Origin of the sequence: Micromonospora sp. KC207 (assembly GCF_004348615.1) — a bacterium.
Classification (GTDB): domain Bacteria; phylum Actinomycetota; class Actinomycetes; order Mycobacteriales; family Micromonosporaceae; genus Micromonospora.
Genome location: NZ_SMKJ01000056.1, coordinates 1 through 15,820, shown reverse-complemented (window position 1 = coordinate 15,820; position 15,820 = coordinate 1). Strand labels below are relative to the sequence as shown.

17 protein-coding genes are annotated in these 15,820 nt (G+C 71.2%); 12 read left to right on the top strand and 5 right to left on the bottom strand.

What is annotated here, in order from left to right; all coding sequences use genetic code 11:
* The first annotated feature begins 2 nt into the window (after nt 1-2).
* Nucleotides 3-404: an SMI1/KNR4 family protein gene (locus tag E1258_RS09945; RefSeq protein WP_132398944.1), complete on the top strand. Its 402-nt coding sequence runs from the start codon at nt 3-5 to the stop codon at nt 402-404.
* A 318-nt stretch (nt 405-722) separates the two neighbouring features.
* Here E1258_RS09945 and E1258_RS09940 read toward each other — a convergent pair whose 3' ends face one another.
* Nucleotides 723-992 carry a hypothetical protein gene (locus E1258_RS09940; protein WP_132398942.1) on the bottom strand — a complete coding sequence of 90 codons (270 nt, stop codon included), beginning with the start codon at nt 990-992 and terminating at the stop codon, nt 723-725.
* Nucleotides 993-1,423: 431 nt separating this feature from the next.
* Here E1258_RS09940 and E1258_RS09935 point away from each other — a divergent pair, with 431 nt between their 5' ends.
* Together E1258_RS09935 and E1258_RS09930 are read left to right on the top strand one after the other, a co-directional pair.
* Nucleotides 1,424-2,305: a helix-turn-helix transcriptional regulator gene (locus tag E1258_RS09935; protein WP_132398940.1), complete on the top strand. Its 882-nt coding sequence runs from the start codon at nt 1,424-1,426 to the stop codon at nt 2,303-2,305.
* 4 nt (nt 2,306-2,309) lie between these two features.
* Nucleotides 2,310-2,537, top strand: a complete 228-nt coding sequence (locus tag E1258_RS09930; protein ID WP_132398956.1) for a DUF397 domain-containing protein — start codon at nt 2,310-2,312, stop codon at nt 2,535-2,537.
* 40 nt (nt 2,538-2,577) lie between these two features.
* On the opposite strand, the gene E1258_RS09925 is transcribed toward E1258_RS09930, so the two are convergent.
* A complete protein-coding gene (locus E1258_RS09925; protein ID WP_132398938.1) occupies nt 2,578-3,414 on the bottom strand; it encodes a YhjD/YihY/BrkB family envelope integrity protein in 837 nt (278 codons plus the stop codon).
* Nucleotides 3,415-3,465: 51 nt separating this feature from the next.
* Between E1258_RS09925 and E1258_RS09920 the strand changes: the two genes are divergently transcribed.
* Nucleotides 3,466-4,014: a GNAT family N-acetyltransferase gene (locus E1258_RS09920; RefSeq protein WP_132398936.1), complete on the top strand. Its 549-nt coding sequence runs from the start codon at nt 3,466-3,468 to the stop codon at nt 4,012-4,014.
* A gap of 62 nt (nt 4,015-4,076) precedes the next feature.
* Here E1258_RS09920 and E1258_RS09915 read toward each other — a convergent pair whose 3' ends face one another.
* Entirely contained in the window at nt 4,077-4,505 is a 429-nt protein-coding gene (locus E1258_RS09915; RefSeq protein ID WP_132398934.1) for a heme-binding protein, read from the bottom strand.
* Nucleotides 4,502-5,674 carry an MFS transporter gene (locus E1258_RS09910; RefSeq protein ID WP_207919492.1) on the bottom strand — a complete coding sequence of 391 codons (1,173 nt, stop codon included), beginning with the start codon at nt 5,672-5,674 and terminating at the stop codon, nt 4,502-4,504. The genes E1258_RS09915 and E1258_RS09910 overlap by 4 nt, the downstream gene beginning before the upstream one ends.
* A 97-nt stretch (nt 5,675-5,771) precedes the next feature.
* Here E1258_RS09910 and E1258_RS09905 point away from each other — a divergent pair, with 97 nt between their 5' ends.
* From E1258_RS09905 to ispG, 6 genes are all read left to right on the top strand, one after another.
* Nucleotides 5,772-6,230, top strand: a complete 459-nt coding sequence (locus tag E1258_RS09905) for a MarR family winged helix-turn-helix transcriptional regulator (RefSeq protein ID WP_132398930.1) — start codon at nt 5,772-5,774, stop codon at nt 6,228-6,230.
* A 641-nt stretch (nt 6,231-6,871) separates the two neighbouring features.
* Nucleotides 6,872-7,609, top strand: a complete 738-nt coding sequence (locus E1258_RS09895) for a hypothetical protein (RefSeq protein WP_132398926.1) — start codon at nt 6,872-6,874, stop codon at nt 7,607-7,609.
* A gap of 50 nt (nt 7,610-7,659) precedes the next feature.
* On the top strand, nt 7,660-8,442 hold the full coding sequence (locus E1258_RS09890) for a hypothetical protein (RefSeq protein WP_132398924.1): 783 nt from the start codon (nt 7,660-7,662) through the stop codon (nt 8,440-8,442).
* 180 nt (nt 8,443-8,622) lie between these two features.
* Nucleotides 8,623-9,864, top strand: coding sequence for a 1-deoxy-D-xylulose-5-phosphate reductoisomerase (gene dxr / locus E1258_RS09885; protein ID WP_132398954.1), 1,242 nt, complete (start codon nt 8,623-8,625; stop codon nt 9,862-9,864).
* The gene (locus E1258_RS09880) at nt 9,864-11,114 is read left to right on the top strand and encodes an RIP metalloprotease (protein ID WP_132398922.1); all 1,251 of its coding nucleotides are present in this window, start codon (nt 9,864-9,866) and stop codon (nt 11,112-11,114) included. Before dxr ends, E1258_RS09880 begins: the two co-directional genes overlap by 1 nt.
* Before the next feature lie 9 nt (nt 11,115-11,123).
* Nucleotides 11,124-12,296 (top strand): flavodoxin-dependent (E)-4-hydroxy-3-methylbut-2-enyl-diphosphate synthase, encoded by a 1,173-nt coding sequence (gene ispG, locus E1258_RS09875; RefSeq protein ID WP_007075258.1) that lies wholly within the window; start codon nt 11,124-11,126, stop codon nt 12,294-12,296.
* A gap of 126 nt (nt 12,297-12,422) precedes the next feature.
* On the opposite strand, the gene E1258_RS09870 is transcribed toward ispG, so the two are convergent.
* The gene (locus E1258_RS09870; RefSeq protein WP_371688593.1) at nt 12,423-13,025 is read right to left on the bottom strand and encodes a PadR family transcriptional regulator; all 603 of its coding nucleotides are present in this window, start codon (nt 13,023-13,025) and stop codon (nt 12,423-12,425) included.
* Between the two features lie 152 nt (nt 13,026-13,177).
* Between E1258_RS09870 and E1258_RS09865 the strand changes: the two genes are divergently transcribed.
* Nucleotides 13,178-14,017: a DUF4081 domain-containing GNAT family N-acetyltransferase gene (locus E1258_RS09865; RefSeq protein ID WP_132398920.1), complete on the top strand. Its 840-nt coding sequence runs from the start codon at nt 13,178-13,180 to the stop codon at nt 14,015-14,017.
* Between the two features lie 189 nt (nt 14,018-14,206).
* On the top strand, nt 14,207-15,820 hold a 1,614-nt coding region (locus E1258_RS09860; RefSeq protein ID WP_132398918.1), incomplete at its 3' end, for an ABC transporter ATP-binding protein.

Below are 15,820 nucleotides of genomic sequence, written 5' to 3'. Positions count from 1 at the left end.
GCATGTCCGAGTTTGCCGAGCTTGTCGGTATGTCGGAGGCGGAGGTGCGTGAGGTTGCATCTGATCAGTCGGTTTCCTCAATGCCGAGCCGGTATGTGGAATTCCTCAGGTTGATGGGCAAGGCTGCGGGCGCTCTTCTTGTGGGTACAGATGCCTTTTATCCCGGCATTCTAGGCCTCAAGCGGGACGGATTGGAATTGGTGACTGGCAGCGGCCTTGACGGCCTCGTGCCAAGCGATGTGATAGTTTTTGCGATGCATCAGGGGTATCAAGTCTATTGGATGTCGAGCGAGCTCTCGGATGATCCTCCTGTGTATATGTATCAGGAAGGCGATAAGGGCGTTTCTAGAGAATGGAAATCGTTCACTGACTTCCTGCGTTACGAGCTTTCAAAGACTGTGTAGTCGGTGGCTCGGATTCGCGGGGCGGTTGCGTTGCATCATGTCGTGGTCGGCTTCATGGTTGATCGTGCGAGTTGCGGCCATGGTTGCCCGAAGTGCGAGCAGCGGCCGGTGCTGTTCAGTCAACCCGATGAAGACTTGATCATTTCATTGCGAGGACTCCGAGTGGTCCAGCTCGGCCCGCTTCCCGGAACAGGCGAGGCGGCCTTGCTATACAAAGGTTGATTGATGCGTAAGGGGCGAAGGATGCGAGTCGGATGGCAATAGGGCGCGCGTGGAGCCCCTGCTGCATGCCGTGGGCCGGCGCGGCAGGCCGGGCGGTCAGTGGCGGGTCCAGCCGATGAAGCGGGCGAAGTAGCCCGCCGGATCCACCTCGTCCGGGTGGGTGCGCAACCGGTCGGCGATCGCGTCGTGCATCAGCACGCACAGGTAGATCGCCAGCCCAACCCGGTCCCGCGCGTACTCGGCGCGTAGGCAGAGCTTCGCCGGTTGGCAGGGCCACGGCGCGGCACAGGCCCGGCACCGCCACGTCGGGCGGGCCGCCACGTGCCGGCGCAGTTCGGCCAGCGACACCCCGTACCCGCTGCTCATGGTCGTCGCCCGCCCCGCCGCAGGGGCCCGGCGGCCCGGTGCGGCGCGGTCGCCGGAGCCTCCACCGATACGTCCGCCGGCCGGTCCGGGCGCCAGCGCAGCATGCGGTCCGGGCAGGGCCAGCGCAGGCCACACACGCAGTGTCGCCCCCAGCGGGACCAGTCGTGGCGGTGCGTCGGGCCCAGCGGCACGGGCCGGTCGGTTCGGCGTCTTCCGGGGATGCCCACGTGCGCCTCCGGGTCGGGTCGGTTCATGGGGGTGGGGGCAGGAGTCGGGATGAGGTCGGGGGAGACTCCTGCCCCTCGGGGACCACGCCGTCAGGCGGTGGTCACGGACGATGCTCGTTTCGTTGCTGGCGGTGAGCAATGCTTCGGAGAAGAATGCGGACCAAGGGATGAGGTGCCTTACGCGACGACAGGAAAGGGGATGACGTGGACGACTCGGGCAGCACTGTCCCGCGTAGGCAGCTCGGCAGGTATCTGAGGGAGTTTCGCGAGAACGCGTACGTCACGGTCGCGGCGGCGGCCAAGGAACTCGAATGGTCGGCACCGAGGATCTGGCGCTACGAGACCGGTCAGGTTTCCATGCACCCAAACGACGTGGAGGCCATGTGCCGGGTGTACGGCGCGTCCCGCGAGACCATCGACACCATGCGCGCCCTGGCCCGGGAGACCAAGGCGCACGGCTGGTGGCACAGCTACGGGGAGGCGATCAAGGACTGGTTCAAGCTGTACGTCGGCCTGGAGTCCGCCGCGACGCGGATCCGGCACCATGAGGTCAACCTGGTGCCGGGGCTGTTGCAAACCGTCGAGTACATGACCGAGGTGATCGCGACCGACTGCCCGCAGTTGAGCGAGGCGGAACGCGCGGCGAAGGTGGACGTGCGGTTGCGCCGGCAGCGGCTGCTCGTCCGGGCGATCCCCCGGGCGCCGCAGCTCGACGTGATCCTCAGCGAGGCGGTGCTGCGCCGGCCGCTGCGCGACCGGGCGGCGATGGCCCGGCAGCTCGACGCCCTGGCGGTGACAAGCGAGCAGCACAACGTCAGCGTCCGGGTGCTGCCGCTGGAGGCCGGGCTGTTCCGCTGGTCGCAGGCGGGAACCTTCACCATGCTCGACTTCCCGCAGAACGTGCGGGAGCCCGAGCCGACCACCATCTACTCCGACGGGCCGTGCGGCGCGGTCTACCTGGACAAGCCGCACGAGATCGAGACGTACGAGGAAGCCTGGCGCTCGCTCGCCGAGCGGGCGCTGAGCGGGGCCGAGTCCCGCGAGCTGATTTCATCGACAGCGAAGGAGATGTCCAGTGCAGCGTGACGGTGTGTGGCGCACGTCCACCCGGTCCGGCGGGGAGGGCAACTGTGTCGAGGTGGCGGCGTTCGCCGAGGCAATCGGCGTGCGGGACAGCAAGGACCGGCAGGGCCCGGCGCTGAGCTTCGCCCCGGCGGCCTGGGCGGGCTTCGTCGGGGCCACCCGTTCAGGCTTCGTCGAGGCCAGCCGGGCAGGCTTCGTCGCGGCGGCCCGGTCGGGCGCGCTCGACCGAGGCTAGCGCCACCGGGCAGGAGGCCCGCCGCGCCCCCGCGTGCTCATCATGCGGCGGCGCGGCGGGCCCGCCAGTCGGACAGGGCGAGTGTCGCGGAATAGCCGGCCAGCACGATCACGTGGAACAGGTAGAGCCAGAGCAGCACGGCCACCCCGCCGCCGATGGCGTCGAAGCCGCCGAACGGCACGCCCAGGTCGAGCGGGAGCGAGGCGAACAGCACGAAGCCGTGCAGGAAACCGGACAGGTTCGCCGCCGTGAACGACCCCATGCCCAGCGTCGACAGCCAGTCCGGTGAGGCCGGCCCCACCACCCGGAACACCCACATCAGCACCGGGGTGAGCACCAGCCAGACGCCGAGGAAGGACAGCACCACGCCGAGCGCGCCCCGCCAGCCGCCCTGGCGGAGCAGTCCGGTCGTCACCGGCAGCGCCAGCAGGATCGACAGCAGCAGCGCGGGGGCGGGCGCGAGCAGCGGGAGCAGCAGCAGCCGGCCCCGCCAGCCGACCAGCGACCCGCCCGGCTCGCGCGGAATGGCCACCGAGACGAACGCCCGCCGCAACCCCTCGCCGTACAGCGACGCCGGCAGCAGCGAGGCCAGGGCCAGCGCCGGGGTCAGGCCGAGACCGGCCTCCAGCAGCGCGGCCACCGCCCGGTGCGCGCCGATGTCGGTGGGCAGCGTCTCGATGGCGTACGAGGTGAGCCGGCGGACCCGGTCCGCCCCGGCGGCCAGTCCCGTCGTCCAGATGGCCAGCAGCGCCACGGGGACCACGGCGATCGCCCCGTAGAACGTGATGGCGGCGGCGTGCAGCGACAGGTCCCGCCCGCGCACCGGCCGGAACGCGGCACTGGTGATCCGCTTCGCCCGCTGCCATCCGCCCGCCACCGCGTACCTCTTCCCCGCGCCACGCCCGGGTACGCATTACGATCCCGCGACATGACCGTGCTCACCACGGAACGCCTCGTCGTCCGCGACTGGACCGCCGACCCGGGCGACCTGGCCCGGATCTACGACATCTACTCCCGCACCGAGGTGATCCGCTGGCTGGGCGCGGCCCCGGGGCTGCCGCTTACCGATCCGGCGGGGGCGGCCGACCGGCTCGCCTGGTGGCGGGAGCGGCACGCCGGCCACGGCGGCCGGTACGGCACCTGGGCCATCGAGGCGCGCGCCACCGGGCGGGTCGTCGGGACGGTGCTGCTCAAGCCGCTGCCGGGTCGCGACGAGCGCGTGCCGACCACCGACATCGAGGTCGGCTGGCACCTGCACCCCGACTCGTGGGGCCACGGGTACGCTACCGAGGCGGCCCGCGCGGTGGTGACGCGCGAGCTGGCGGCCGGCACCCCGCAGGTGTGGGCGGTCGTCGCGCCGGGCAACGTGGCGTCGGCAGCGGTGACCCGGCGGCTCGGCATGGCCCACGTGGGCCGGCGCACCGACTGGTACGGCGGCGAGGAACTGGACGCGTTCGTGCTCCGCGCCGACGGCTGACGCGCGTTGCGGTCTGACCTGCTCCGGGTGCGGGCCGGTCGGCCCGCACCCGGTCGGGCCGCTCAGTTCCGCGTGAGCACCGACAGACCGGCGCGGGCGATCAGCACGTCGTCGGTCCAGTGGCCGCCGCAGACGCCGATCCCACCGATCAGCGCACCCTCGACGACGATGGGCAGGCCACCGCCGAAGGTCACCAGCCGGTCGATCTGGCTGGGCGCGCCGAGCGCCAGTGGCGGGTCGCCGGCGATGAGGTCGTGCCAGGCCTCGGTCGCCAGTCCGAACCCGGCCGCTGTGTAGGCCTTGTCGGTGGCGACCTGGATGGTGATCAGCGGAGCACCGTCCATCCGGGCGAACGCGTTGAGATGTCCGCCGGCGTCGACCACGGCGATGGTGAAGCGCTGATCTTTGGGGCCGGCCGCGGCCAGGGCCGCGTCCACCATGGCGCGAGCCAGGTCGTTGGTCAGGACCGGGTGTTGACGTACGGAACTCATGCGGTTCCTCTCGTAGCGGGTGTACGGTCGGCTACTTCCGCCGAGACGGGGATGACGGCGGCGGCGAGCAGTGGGAACGCGATGGTCGCCGCGAAGGCAGTGCCGTAGCCCCCGGCACTGATCACGCCGGCGAGCAGTGGTGGTGTCGCCGCGGCGACGGCGTTCTGCGCTGTGTTCTGCACACCCAGGGCCCGGCCGGCCCAGGCTCGGCCGGCGTACTCGGCGACCGCGGTGAAAGCCAGCCCGTTGGGGCTCACCGACAGCACGCCGGCCAGCAGCAGCGCGGTGATCGCCACGGGTGTGTGGGTTCCGGCGGCCAGCACCGCCATGACCAGCGTGATCGCCAGGGCCACGAGGCGCATCGGCCGCATCCGCGAGCCCACCCGGTCGGACCACCAGCCCGCGCCGAGCCGGGCCAGGGCCCCGCCGATCTGGCCGATCGCCAGGATCCGGCCCGCTGCTGCGGGTTCCCATGAGTGCACGTCGACCAGGAAGACCAGGGCGTAGGTCGCGACCGCGAACTGCGGGACGATGAGCAGGGCGCTGGCCGCGTGGACGCGCCACAGCACCGGCGTGCAGTAGGGCGATCCGGCCGGCACGTCGGCCGCCGCCGGCCGGGCGGCCGGTTCGCGTACCACGATCGCCACCATCGCCGCCGCCACCAGGCAGAAGACACTGAGGAACAGCAGCGCGGCGGAACGCGCCAGGCTCGGCAGCACCAATGCGGCGACGGCCACCCCGAGCGGCTGCGCGGTCTGCCGCAGACCCATCGCGAGTCCGCGCTCATGCGCAGCGAACCAGCCCAGGATGAGCCGTCCGCTGGAAGCGTGCACGGCAGCCCCGGCCGCACCGGCCAGCGCGAAGCAGACGCCCAGCGCCACCGTGCCGTCGATCCGGGTGCCGACCGCGAGGATGGCCCCGGCCGCGCCCAGGCCGATTGCCAGGACCCTTCGCTCGCCCCAGCGGTCGGCGGCCGCTCCCCACGCGATCAGCGTGGTGAGCAGCCCGGCCGTCGGCGCTGCGGCCAGCAGGCCGGCCTGCCCCAGGCTGAGACCCTCGTCGAGCAGGGCCGGGATCAGGTACGCCAGCCCGAACTGGAATGCGCAGCCGGCGGTCATGGCGGTCATGCCGATCGCGAGCACCGCCCATCGCCGTCGTCCGGTGCTCATGACACTTCTCCGCTCATCGCAACCTCTAAGCATGCTGCCGACTGTTCGATGACTGATAGCTAACAGCATGCAGGCGCCCTCGGCTAGCCTGAGTGGCATGCATTACGCACAACGCCTCCTCGGCCACGTGAGGCGGGCGGACCAGGCGAGTCAAGCGGCGAAGGAGTTCGTCCTGCGCGACTTCGAGATGACCCCGGCGCAGCAGAGCGCGCTGGCGATCCTCTCCGACCACGACGGAATGACCGCCGCGCAGCTCGCTCGGGAGTGCGCCGTGACGCCGCAGACGATGAACAGCACGCTCGGCCGGCTGGAGAAGCGCGGGCTGATCGAACGCCGGAGGCATCCGATGCACGGCACGCTGATCGAGATCCGGATGACCCCGGCCGGCCGGGACGCCTTCGACCGGGCCGACAAGCGGGTCGCCGAGCTGGACGCCGCCCTGTCCGCCGGCCTCACCGAGGAGGACCTGGCACTCCTGCGCGACCTGTTGAAGCGGATCGGCGAGAACGCCGCCGCGCACATCGCCAGGGCCGATGCGGCGTCGCGTCGGAGATGACGGCTGGTCGGCGTGAGTGCGTAAGTCCGTGACCGGCATGTGACGGGTCACCACATCGACGGTCGGGCCCATGAGGAAGATGGCCGGGCGCTGGCTGGTCGACTGAATCCTTCTGGTTTCGGGTCCCGACGTGGTGACGATGCAGGTCTTCGTCCGCAGGGATTGCGCGATGATCGCAGCACCCGTCCAATGTGACGTTGATGGAGTACCGAGAAGGGGTCGCATCTGGCAAGAGTGCGGGGCGCCGCGAAGTTTTCGTCGAGCGTCACGGGCTCGTTTTGACCCTGTCGGCCGCTGATTTCGGGCGGGCAGTGGACCGCCACCCATCTCACGCATGCGTACGCTATGTCGTTGATCGTTCACATGGGGATGCGGCGGCGCGTGCCCAGCCAATAGGTTTACGGGTGAAACGGCCCAATGGTTCAAGGGAATGCAACTTCTCACATAGCCGGCTGGATCATCGTCAGCAGTAGAGATTCGCCGGCTACCATCGCCACTCCCGTTCCACTTCGGAAACGCCGCGCCGATGGCGTCGGCACTACGAACAGGAGTTCGTGATGGGAAGGAAAAGAAAAGCTCATCGAGCGATCGCGGTCGGTGCAGCCGTCGCGCTCGGTCTCGGATTCGTGACCGTGACTCAGATGGCGAGCGCCGCCGAGGCGGGCTGCACACCCAACGGCACTGGCCAGCTCGTGAATCCGTGCCCAAAGGATGACGCCATGCGGCTGTGCAAGGGCTCGGTAAAGATCAACGGAGTGACTCAGGAGGCCAGGGAATTCGCCCAGACCTTCCCGGCCGACACCTGCGATTTCAGGGTCACCGAAGTGGTCGGGGCGGGTGACGCGAACGCCATCTTCGGGGCCCCGTTCAACCCGTCGGCCGAAGTAGCCAACTGCCCGCCCAACACGGCGAACAACCTTAGCCTCGAAGTCCAGATGGAGCAGGGTGCCGCAAAGAACTCGGGTGACTTCGTCGGCGACGGCGACACCTTCGCCGCCAATTTCCTGGGCCTGCTGGGTATCGAGTGGGGCAAACACGAGACCGAGACCAACCTCGTCTCCGAGGTGCGGACGGTGACCAGCGCCCGGACGGTGAACGTGCCCGAAGGCAAGCGGGGGACCTTCCAGTTCTTCCCCCGGCGCGCCCAGATCAAGGGCACCTGGACCGTCACCGGTGGCACCCGTAACAGCGCTGGCGGTGGACCGTTCGGCCCGCCGAACAGGCCGTGGGAGTGGACCTTCGACACCGTGGTCGAGGCGCCGCTGGTCCTGCCCAACGGCCAGGCCGACGGGGAGGCACGGCCCACGCTGACGGACTGCACCGGCTCCGAGTTCGAGGGTGACGAACCCGAGCCGTTCCCCGGCGAGCCGGGGAACTGACCGCCGAGCCCGAGCCCTTGATCGCACTTACGCAGGTTTAGGAGTCTGACGTGTCCACATACCAGTTCGCCCGGCGTGGTCGGGCCACCTCGGCGAAGCGTCGCAAAATCGTCGTCGCCACGGCGCTCGCGCTGGCCGCGGCCGCGCTGATCCCGCTGATGAACCGCACCAACGCTTCCGCCGCCACCCCCGACGAGGTGTCCCTGCACTGCCGGGACGGCTCCCCGCTGCTGGAGAACTGCACCTTCGTCCAGCGCCGGGAGGCCACGGCCGGCGGAAACTCGTTCCGGGTCAGTGAGGTGCAGAACAACTGCGACGGAACCGTACCCGACCCGTTCAGCCTCGCGGTCAGCGTGCGGTCGACGACCGAGGTCCAGTTGGAGAACGGTGCCTTCTTCAACGTCAGCGGCACCCCGAGCCTGCTGGAGGCCATCGGTGCCACCGCGACCTCGGTCAAAGACCGGTTCAAGATCCTCGGTTTCGGTGAGGACTCTGCGGTGACCGTCACCATCAGGGCCGACGTCGAGCCCGGGCAACGGGCGGCGATCTACTTCCGCCCCGAGGTGGTGGAGTCCGGCGGCTACCTGGAGGCCGAATACAAGCAGGCGCAGGACGGGACGAAGGTCTTCTTCTTCCCGGAGCAGAACGCCGACACCGTCCTGGTGAGGTTCCCGCTGGCCAACGACAACGGCGACCCGAAGGGCTTCTACTGGATCCGCAGCATGCCCTGTCGCGAGAACTCCCGCTTGGTGATCCCCGGCTTCGACACCGCCGACTTCGGCGGCTTGGACGGGGCCTTCGGGATCACCGACACCCCGGTGGCGGCCGGCTGAGCCGGCCCAACCGTAGGCTCGCCGGGATCCTCAACACCAGCCCCGCGGCGACGGAGCCTCGCTGCGGAGGACCGTTCGACGGCGAGGTGCCCGAGGCGACGCCGGCCGGGTGAGGCTCCCGGCGGGCGCACAGCCCGGCTGGGGAAGAATGGGTGCGTGACAACTCCTCCCCGCGATCTTGTGCTGCTCGGGTCGACCGGCTCGATCGGCACCCAGGCAGTCGACATCGTCCGGCGCAACCCTGACCGGTTCCGGGTGGTGGCGCTCGGTGCCGGCGGCGGCAACGTCGGGCTGCTCGCCGCCCAGGCCCTCGAACTGCGCGTCGAGGCGGTCGGGGTGGCGAAGGCGTCGGCCGCGCAGGACCTCCAGCTCGCCTTCTACGCCGAGGCGAGCCGGCGCGGCTGGGCCAGTGGCGACTTCAAGCTGCCCAAGATCGTGGCGGGGCCGGACGCGATGACCGAGCTGGCCCAGTGGCCGTGCGACGTCGTACTCAACGGGGTGGTCGGCTCGCTGGGGCTCGCGCCGACCCTCGCGGCGCTGCGCGCCGGGCGTACCCTCGCTTTGGCCAACAAGGAATCGCTCGTGGCCGGCGGCCCGCTCGTGCGGGCCGCGGTGACGCGGCCGGGGCAGATCGTGCCCGTCGATTCCGAGCACTCGGCGCTGGCCCAGTGCCTGCGCGGCGGCACCCGGGGCGAGGTGCGCCGGCTGGTGGTCACCGCCAGCGGCGGGCCGTTCCGGGGGCGGCGGCGCGACGAGCTGACCCAGGTCACGCCCGAGCAGGCCCTCACGCACCCGACCTGGAACATGGGCCCCGTCGTCACGATCAACTCCGCCACGATGGTCAACAAGGCGCTGGAGGTGATCGAGGCGCACGAGCTGTTCGACGTGCCGTACGCCGACATCACCGTCATGGTGCACCCGCAGTCGGTGATCCACTCGATGGTCGAGTTCGCAGACGGGTCGACACTGGCCCAGGCCAGCCCGCCCGACATGCGGCTGCCCATCGCGCTCGGCATCGGCTGGCCCGACCGGGTGCCGGACGCCGCCGCCGCCGTCGACTGGACCACCGCCCACACCTGGGAGTTCACCCCGCTCGACGACGAGGCGTTTCCGGCGGTGGCGCTGGCCAAGGCGGCCGGACAGGCGGGTCGCTGCCGCCCGGCGATCTACAACGCGGCCAACGAGGAGTGCGTCGCCGCGTTCGTCGCCGGCCGGCTGCCGTTCCTCGGCATCGTGGACGCCCTCCGGCGGGTGCTGGAGGACGCTCCCGATTTCGCCGAACCAGGTACCGTCGAGGACGTACTCGCCGCCGAGTCGTGGGCGCGCGCGCACGCGCAGGAGATCATCGTGGCGTCGCCGTCGGCGGCGTCAGCGTCGTCGTCGGCCTCGGCGTCGTCGTCGGCATCGGTGGAAGGAGCTTGATGGCGTACCTGCTCGGGGTGGTGTTGTTCGCCCTGGCCATCCTCGTCTCGGTCAGCCTGCACGAGGCGGGGCACATGCTCACCGCCAAGGCGTTCGGGATGAAGGTCACCCGCTACTTCGTCGGTTTCGGCCCCACCATCTGGTCGTTCAAGCGGGGCGAGACCGAGTACGGACTCAAGGGCATCCCGCTCGGCGGCTTCTGCAAGATCGTCGGCATGACGCCGCAGGACGACGACGTCGAGCCGGGCGACGAGCACCGCGCGATGTGGCGCTACCCGGTCTGGAAGCGGACGATCGTCATGTCCGCCGGGTCGATCACCCACTTCGCGTTGGCTGTGGTCGCGACCTGGATCATCGCCGTCTCCGCCGGCCTGCCCAACCCGGACTTCCCGACCACCGACGCCGAGGCCCGCCAGGAGCCGGCGGTGATCGCCCTGGCCAAGTGCGTGGTGCCGGAGAACGCCGTCCGCGAGTGCGCGGCGAGCGACCCGACCAGCCCGGCCGCGGCAGCCAACCTGCGCGACGGCGACCGGATCACCTCGCTCAACGGCACTTCGATCAACAACTACGGCGACCTGCTGGTCGCCCTGCGGGCCACCAAGCCGGGCGACACCGTCACCATCTCGTACGTCCGCGACGGCCAGCCCGGCACCACGAGCACCGTGCTCGCGCAGACCCAGCGCCCGCCGCTGGACGACCCGAAGGGTGCGGTCGGCCCGGTCGCCGCGCTCGGCATCGGCCTCCAGTTCAGCACCCCCACCCGGGTCCAGTACGGCCCGGTCGCCGCGCTCGGCGGGACCGCCCGGTTCACCGGCGACATGGCCGTCGGCACGTACGAGGCGATGAAGCGCATCCCGCAGAAGGTGCCCGCCCTCTGGACGGCGATCAGTGGCGGCGAGCGGGACGTGGACACCCCGATCAGCGTGGTCGGCGCGAGCCGGCTCGGCGGCGAGGCGGTGGAGAACAACGCCTGGCTGGTGTTCTTCATGCTGTTCGTGTCGCTGAACTTCTTCATCGGCGTGTTCAACCTGCTGCCGCTGCTGCCGCTCGACGGCGGGCACATCGCGATCGCGTGGTTCGAGCGGGCCCGGTCCTGGGTCTTCGCCCGGTTCGGCCGGCCGGACCCGGGCCGCGTCGACTATCTCAAGCTCATGCCCATCACGTACGTGGTGATCCTGATCGGTGGCGTGTTCACGCTGCTGACCGTCACCGCGGACGTCGTCAACCCGATCACGCTCTTCTCAAGGTGAGTGCCTGAAGTGACCGCAGTCAGTCTCGGTATGCCCGTCGCGCCGCCCCCCGCGCTCGCCCCGCGCCGGGCCAGCCGCCAGATCATGGTCGGCTCGGTGCCGGTCGGTGGGGGCGCGCCGGTGTCGGTGCAGTCGATGACCACCACCCTGACCTCCGACGTCAACGCCACCCTCCAGCAGATCGCCGAGTTGACCGCGTCCGGCTGCCAGATCGTCCGGGTCGCCGTGCCGAGTCAGGACGACGTCGAGGCGCTGCCGGCGATCGCCCGCAAGTCGCAGATCCCGGTGATCGCCGACATCCACTTCCAGCCGAAGTACGTCTTCGCCGCGATCGACGCCGGCTGCGCCGCCGTCCGGGTGAACCCGGGCAACATCCGGCAGTTCGACGACAAGGTCAAGGAGATCGCCGCAGCGGCCTCCGCCGCCGGTACGCCGATCCGGATCGGCGTGAACGCCGGCTCGCTGGACAAGCGGCTGCTCGCCAAGTACGGCAGGGCCACCGCCGAGGCGCTGGTCGAGTCGGCGCTGTGGGAGTGCTCGCTGTTCGAGGAGCACGGCTTCCGGGACATCAAGATCTCGGTGAAGCACAACGACCCGGTGGTGATGATCCGGGCGTACCGGCAACTCGCCGAGCGCTGCGACTATCCGCTGCACCTCGGTGTCACCGAGGCTGGCCCCGCGTTCCAGGGCACCATCAAGTCGGCGGTCGCCTTCGGCGCGCTGCTGGCCGAGGGGATCGGCGACACGATCCGGGTGTCGCTGTCCGCCCCGCCGGTGGAGGAGATCAAGGTCGGCAACCAGATCCTGGAGTCGCTGGGGCTGCGCGAGCGGGGCCTGGAGATCGTCTCCTGCCCGTCCTGCGGCCGGGCCCAGGTCGACGTCTACAAGCTGGCCGAGGAGGTCACCGCCGGCCTGGAGGGGCTGCCGGTGCCGCTGCGGGTGGCCGTCATGGGCTGCGTTGTCAACGGCCCGGGGGAGGCCCGCGAGGCCGACCTCGGCGTCGCCTCGGGCAACGGCAAGGGCCAGATCTTCGTCAAGGGCAAGGTCGTCAAGACCGTCCCCGAGGGGCAGATCGTGGAGACGCTGATCGCCGAGGCGCTGCGGATCGCCGACGAGATGGGCGCCGAGCTTCCCGAGGAACTGCGGGACCTGGTCCCGGGTGCCACCGTCACCGTGCACTGACCCGTCGCGTGACCCCCAAGGGGGCCGTTCCATCGGGAACGGCCCCCTTGCGCGTACCCGCGCGGGCCACCACCGGGGTGAGAAGGGGACCCTTCTCTACCGTAGGCGTCAACGAGGGGCCCCTCCTTACTCCTCGGCGAGGATGGCGTAGAGCTTGCGCCGGGTCTCGGCGAGCACCTGTGCGGCCCGCTCGCGCTGGTCGTCGGTGCCGGTCGTCATCACCTGCCGCAGCGCGTGCATCGCCTGTGTGCCGGCGTCGCGGATGTCGTGCCAGCTCGCGACGGTGTCCTCGGCGAACTCGCCCCACGGTGGGGCCTGCGCCGCCTGGTCCGCCTCGGCACGGCCCGCGTCGGTGAGGGTGAACCGCTTGCGTCCGCCGCCGGCCTCCTCGGTCTCGGCGATGACGACGCCCTCGTCCTCCAGGAGCTGGAGGGTCGGGTAGATCGACCCGGGGCTGGGCCGCCAGGCCCCGCCGGTGCGGGAGTCGATCTCCTGGATCATCTCGTACCCGTGCATCGGCCGCTCGGTGAGCAGGGCCAGCACGGCCGCCCGGACGTTGGGCCGCCGCCCCCGTCCCCGCCCCCGGTGGCCGCCCCGCCCGCCGTGCGGGCCCCCGTGCCCGGGCGGCACCGGCGGAAAGGGTGGGCCGGGCGGAAAGCCGAAGCCGGGCGGGAAGCCGAAGCCGCGCAGCCGCGCCTCGCGCATGGGCGTACGTCGGGGGATTCTCATGGTTTTCTCCCCTACAGTTCGGTCGCTGATGTATCAACGATATATCGCCAACCTGTCGCCGAAAAGTAGTTTTTTCGGTGCCGGCGACGGGGTGGAGGGCGGACCCCGCACTCGGCCGGCGAGGCGGGGGGCCGATCTGGCAGGCTGGTGACGTGCTGACGGTGCCGGTGCGGCAACTCGGGGAATCGGAGCGGCGCGCGGTCGAGCGGCTGCTCGACCTCGACCCGTTCGCGGGAGCGCAGGTCGCCGAGCGGGTCACCGCGCGCGGGTTGGCATGGTGGCGGGCCGAGGGACGAATCCTGGGGTACGGCGCGCGCCGCAACCTGGAGTCGATCTGTTGGCTCGGCGGCAACCTCACCCCCGTGCTCGCCTCGGAGTCCGCCGTCGCCGCCTACGCCGAGCTGCTCGCCGCCGAGGAGCGGCTCTGCTCGTCGATCGTCGGGCGGGCCGACGCGGTGCTCGGGCTCTGGGACCGGTTGTGTGGGCACTGGGGGCCGGCCCGCGACGTCCGGCCCAACCAGCCGCTGCTGGCCACCGACGCGCCGCCGTCGGTCGTGACCGACCCCGACGTGCGGCTCGTGCGCGGCAACGAGGTCGACCGGCTCTTCCCCGCCGCCGTTGCCATGTACACCGAGGAGGTCGGCGTCTCGCCGCTGGTCGAGGACAGCGGGCGCGGCTACCGGCGGCGGGTCGCCGACCTGGTCCGGGCCGGTCGGGCGTACGCCCGGTTCGTCGACGGCCAAGTCGTCTTCAAGGCCGAGCTGGCGGTGGTGACCCGGCACACGGCGCAGGTCCAGGGCGTCTGGGTGGCCCCGCAGTGGCGCGGCCGGGGGATCGCCACGGCGGCGATGGCGGCGGTCGTGCGGGACGCGCTGCTGCGGGTGGCTCCGACCGTCAGCCTGTACGTCAACGACTTCAACCTGCCGGCCCGCCGCGTCTACGAGCGCTGCGGGTTCCGCACGGTCGGCACTCTCGCCACCGTCCTCTTCTGAGGTGCAAGGAAGGGCCCCTTCTTAACGCCAGCGGTAGAGAAGGTTCCCCTTCTCACCCCGCCAGCTTGCCGGCGGCGCGGGTCGGGCCGGTCCGGCCTCGGACGGGTGGCGCGGGCGGTAAATGCGTTGAAGGCCCCGGCCGGATCACGGAGGGTGGAGATACCGCCCCGAGAGTCCGGAGGGACCGACATGCGCCTTTTCCGTGACCTGTGGGCCACCTCGGCACGCCGGATGACGTTCGTGGCCGCGCTGGTCGTGCTCGGTGCCGCAGGCCAGGCCGCCGCCGCGGCGCTCGCCGGCCCGGTGCTGGTGCACCGCTCGGGTGTCCTGTTCGTCGTCCTGGCGGTGGCGCTGTGCGCCGTCGTCGTCACCGACCTCACCATCGGGCTCGTGATGGCCGGCGTCACCGCCGACTGGTCGGCCGACGTCCGGCGGCGGCTGTGCCGGGTGGCGTTCGGGCAGGACCTGTCGACCCTGGAGGGCACCCCGGTCGGCGAGCTGCTGGACCGGATCGACGGCGACGTATACCAGGTCGCCTCCGAGGTGCGCGGGCACGGCGTACGCATCGCCCAGATGACCGCCACGGGCCTGCTCTCCACGGTCGTCGCCCTGGTGGTGTGGTGGCCGGCCGGGGTGAGCATGCTCGCGCTGAGCGCGCTGCTCGCCCTCGTCCTGCGCCGCCCGACCCAACGGATCGCCCCGGCCCGGATGGCCGAGGAGGAGGCCCAGACCGACCTCGCCGCCGTCATGGAGGAGGCCGTCCACGGCCAGGACGACGTGCGCACCAGCCTCGCCCGGCCGTACGTGCTGCGACTCTATGCCCAGCGCGCCGCCGCCGTGCTGGCCCGGGGGGCCGTGGTGTGGCGGATGTCGGCGTGGGTGACCGTCGTCGGCGCCGGCGTCATCCGGGTCGGCATCGCCGGGGTGGTCCTCGGCGGGGCGTGGGCCCTGGCCGCCGGCCGGATGGACGCGGCCCGGCTGACCGCCGTGTGGCTGCTCGTGCTCGGGTTCGGCATGACCGTCGAGCACGTCAGCCGGATGGTGCCCGAGTTGCAGTACGCGATCGGCGCGTGGGGGCGGGTGCAACTGCTGCAGGACGCCCCGCAGGAGCCGGCCGGCGGGCGGGAACCCGTCGAGGGCGACCTGGTAGTGCGCCACCTCACCTTCCGCTACCCGGCGGGCGGGGCCGACAGTGACCGCGCCCCGGCGCTGCGCGACGTCTCGCTGACGTTCGTCCGGGGCCGGTCGTACGCCCTGATCGGCCGGACCGGGTCCGGCAAGTCGACGCTGGCGAAGGCGCTCACCCGGGCCGTGGACCTGCCGCGCGGCACCGTCCTGCTCGGCGACACCGACCTGCTCGACCTCGACGTCGAACGGCTGCGCCGGTGGATCGCCGTGGTCCCGCAGCGCACCGAGATCCTGTCCGGCACCCTCGCCGAGAACGTCGCGCTGTTCGACCCCGAGCTGCTCGACGACGCCGCGCGGGCGCTGGACGAGCTGGGGTTGGCCGGCTGGATCGCCGGGCTGCCCGACGGCCTGGACACCCGGCTGGGCGAGGGCGGGCACGTGCTGTCGGCCGGGCAGGAGCAGCTCGTCGCGTTCGCCCGGATCCTGGTCCGCGACCCGCACGTGGTGATCCTCGACGAGGCCACCGCGCGGCTGGACCCGATCACCGAGACGCTGGTGCAGCGGGCCACCGACCGGCTGCTCGCCGACCGGATCGGCATCGTCATCGCCCACCGGCTCTCCTCGGTGCGCCGCTGCGACGAGGTGGTGGTGCTGGCCGACGGCGCGGTCGTCGAA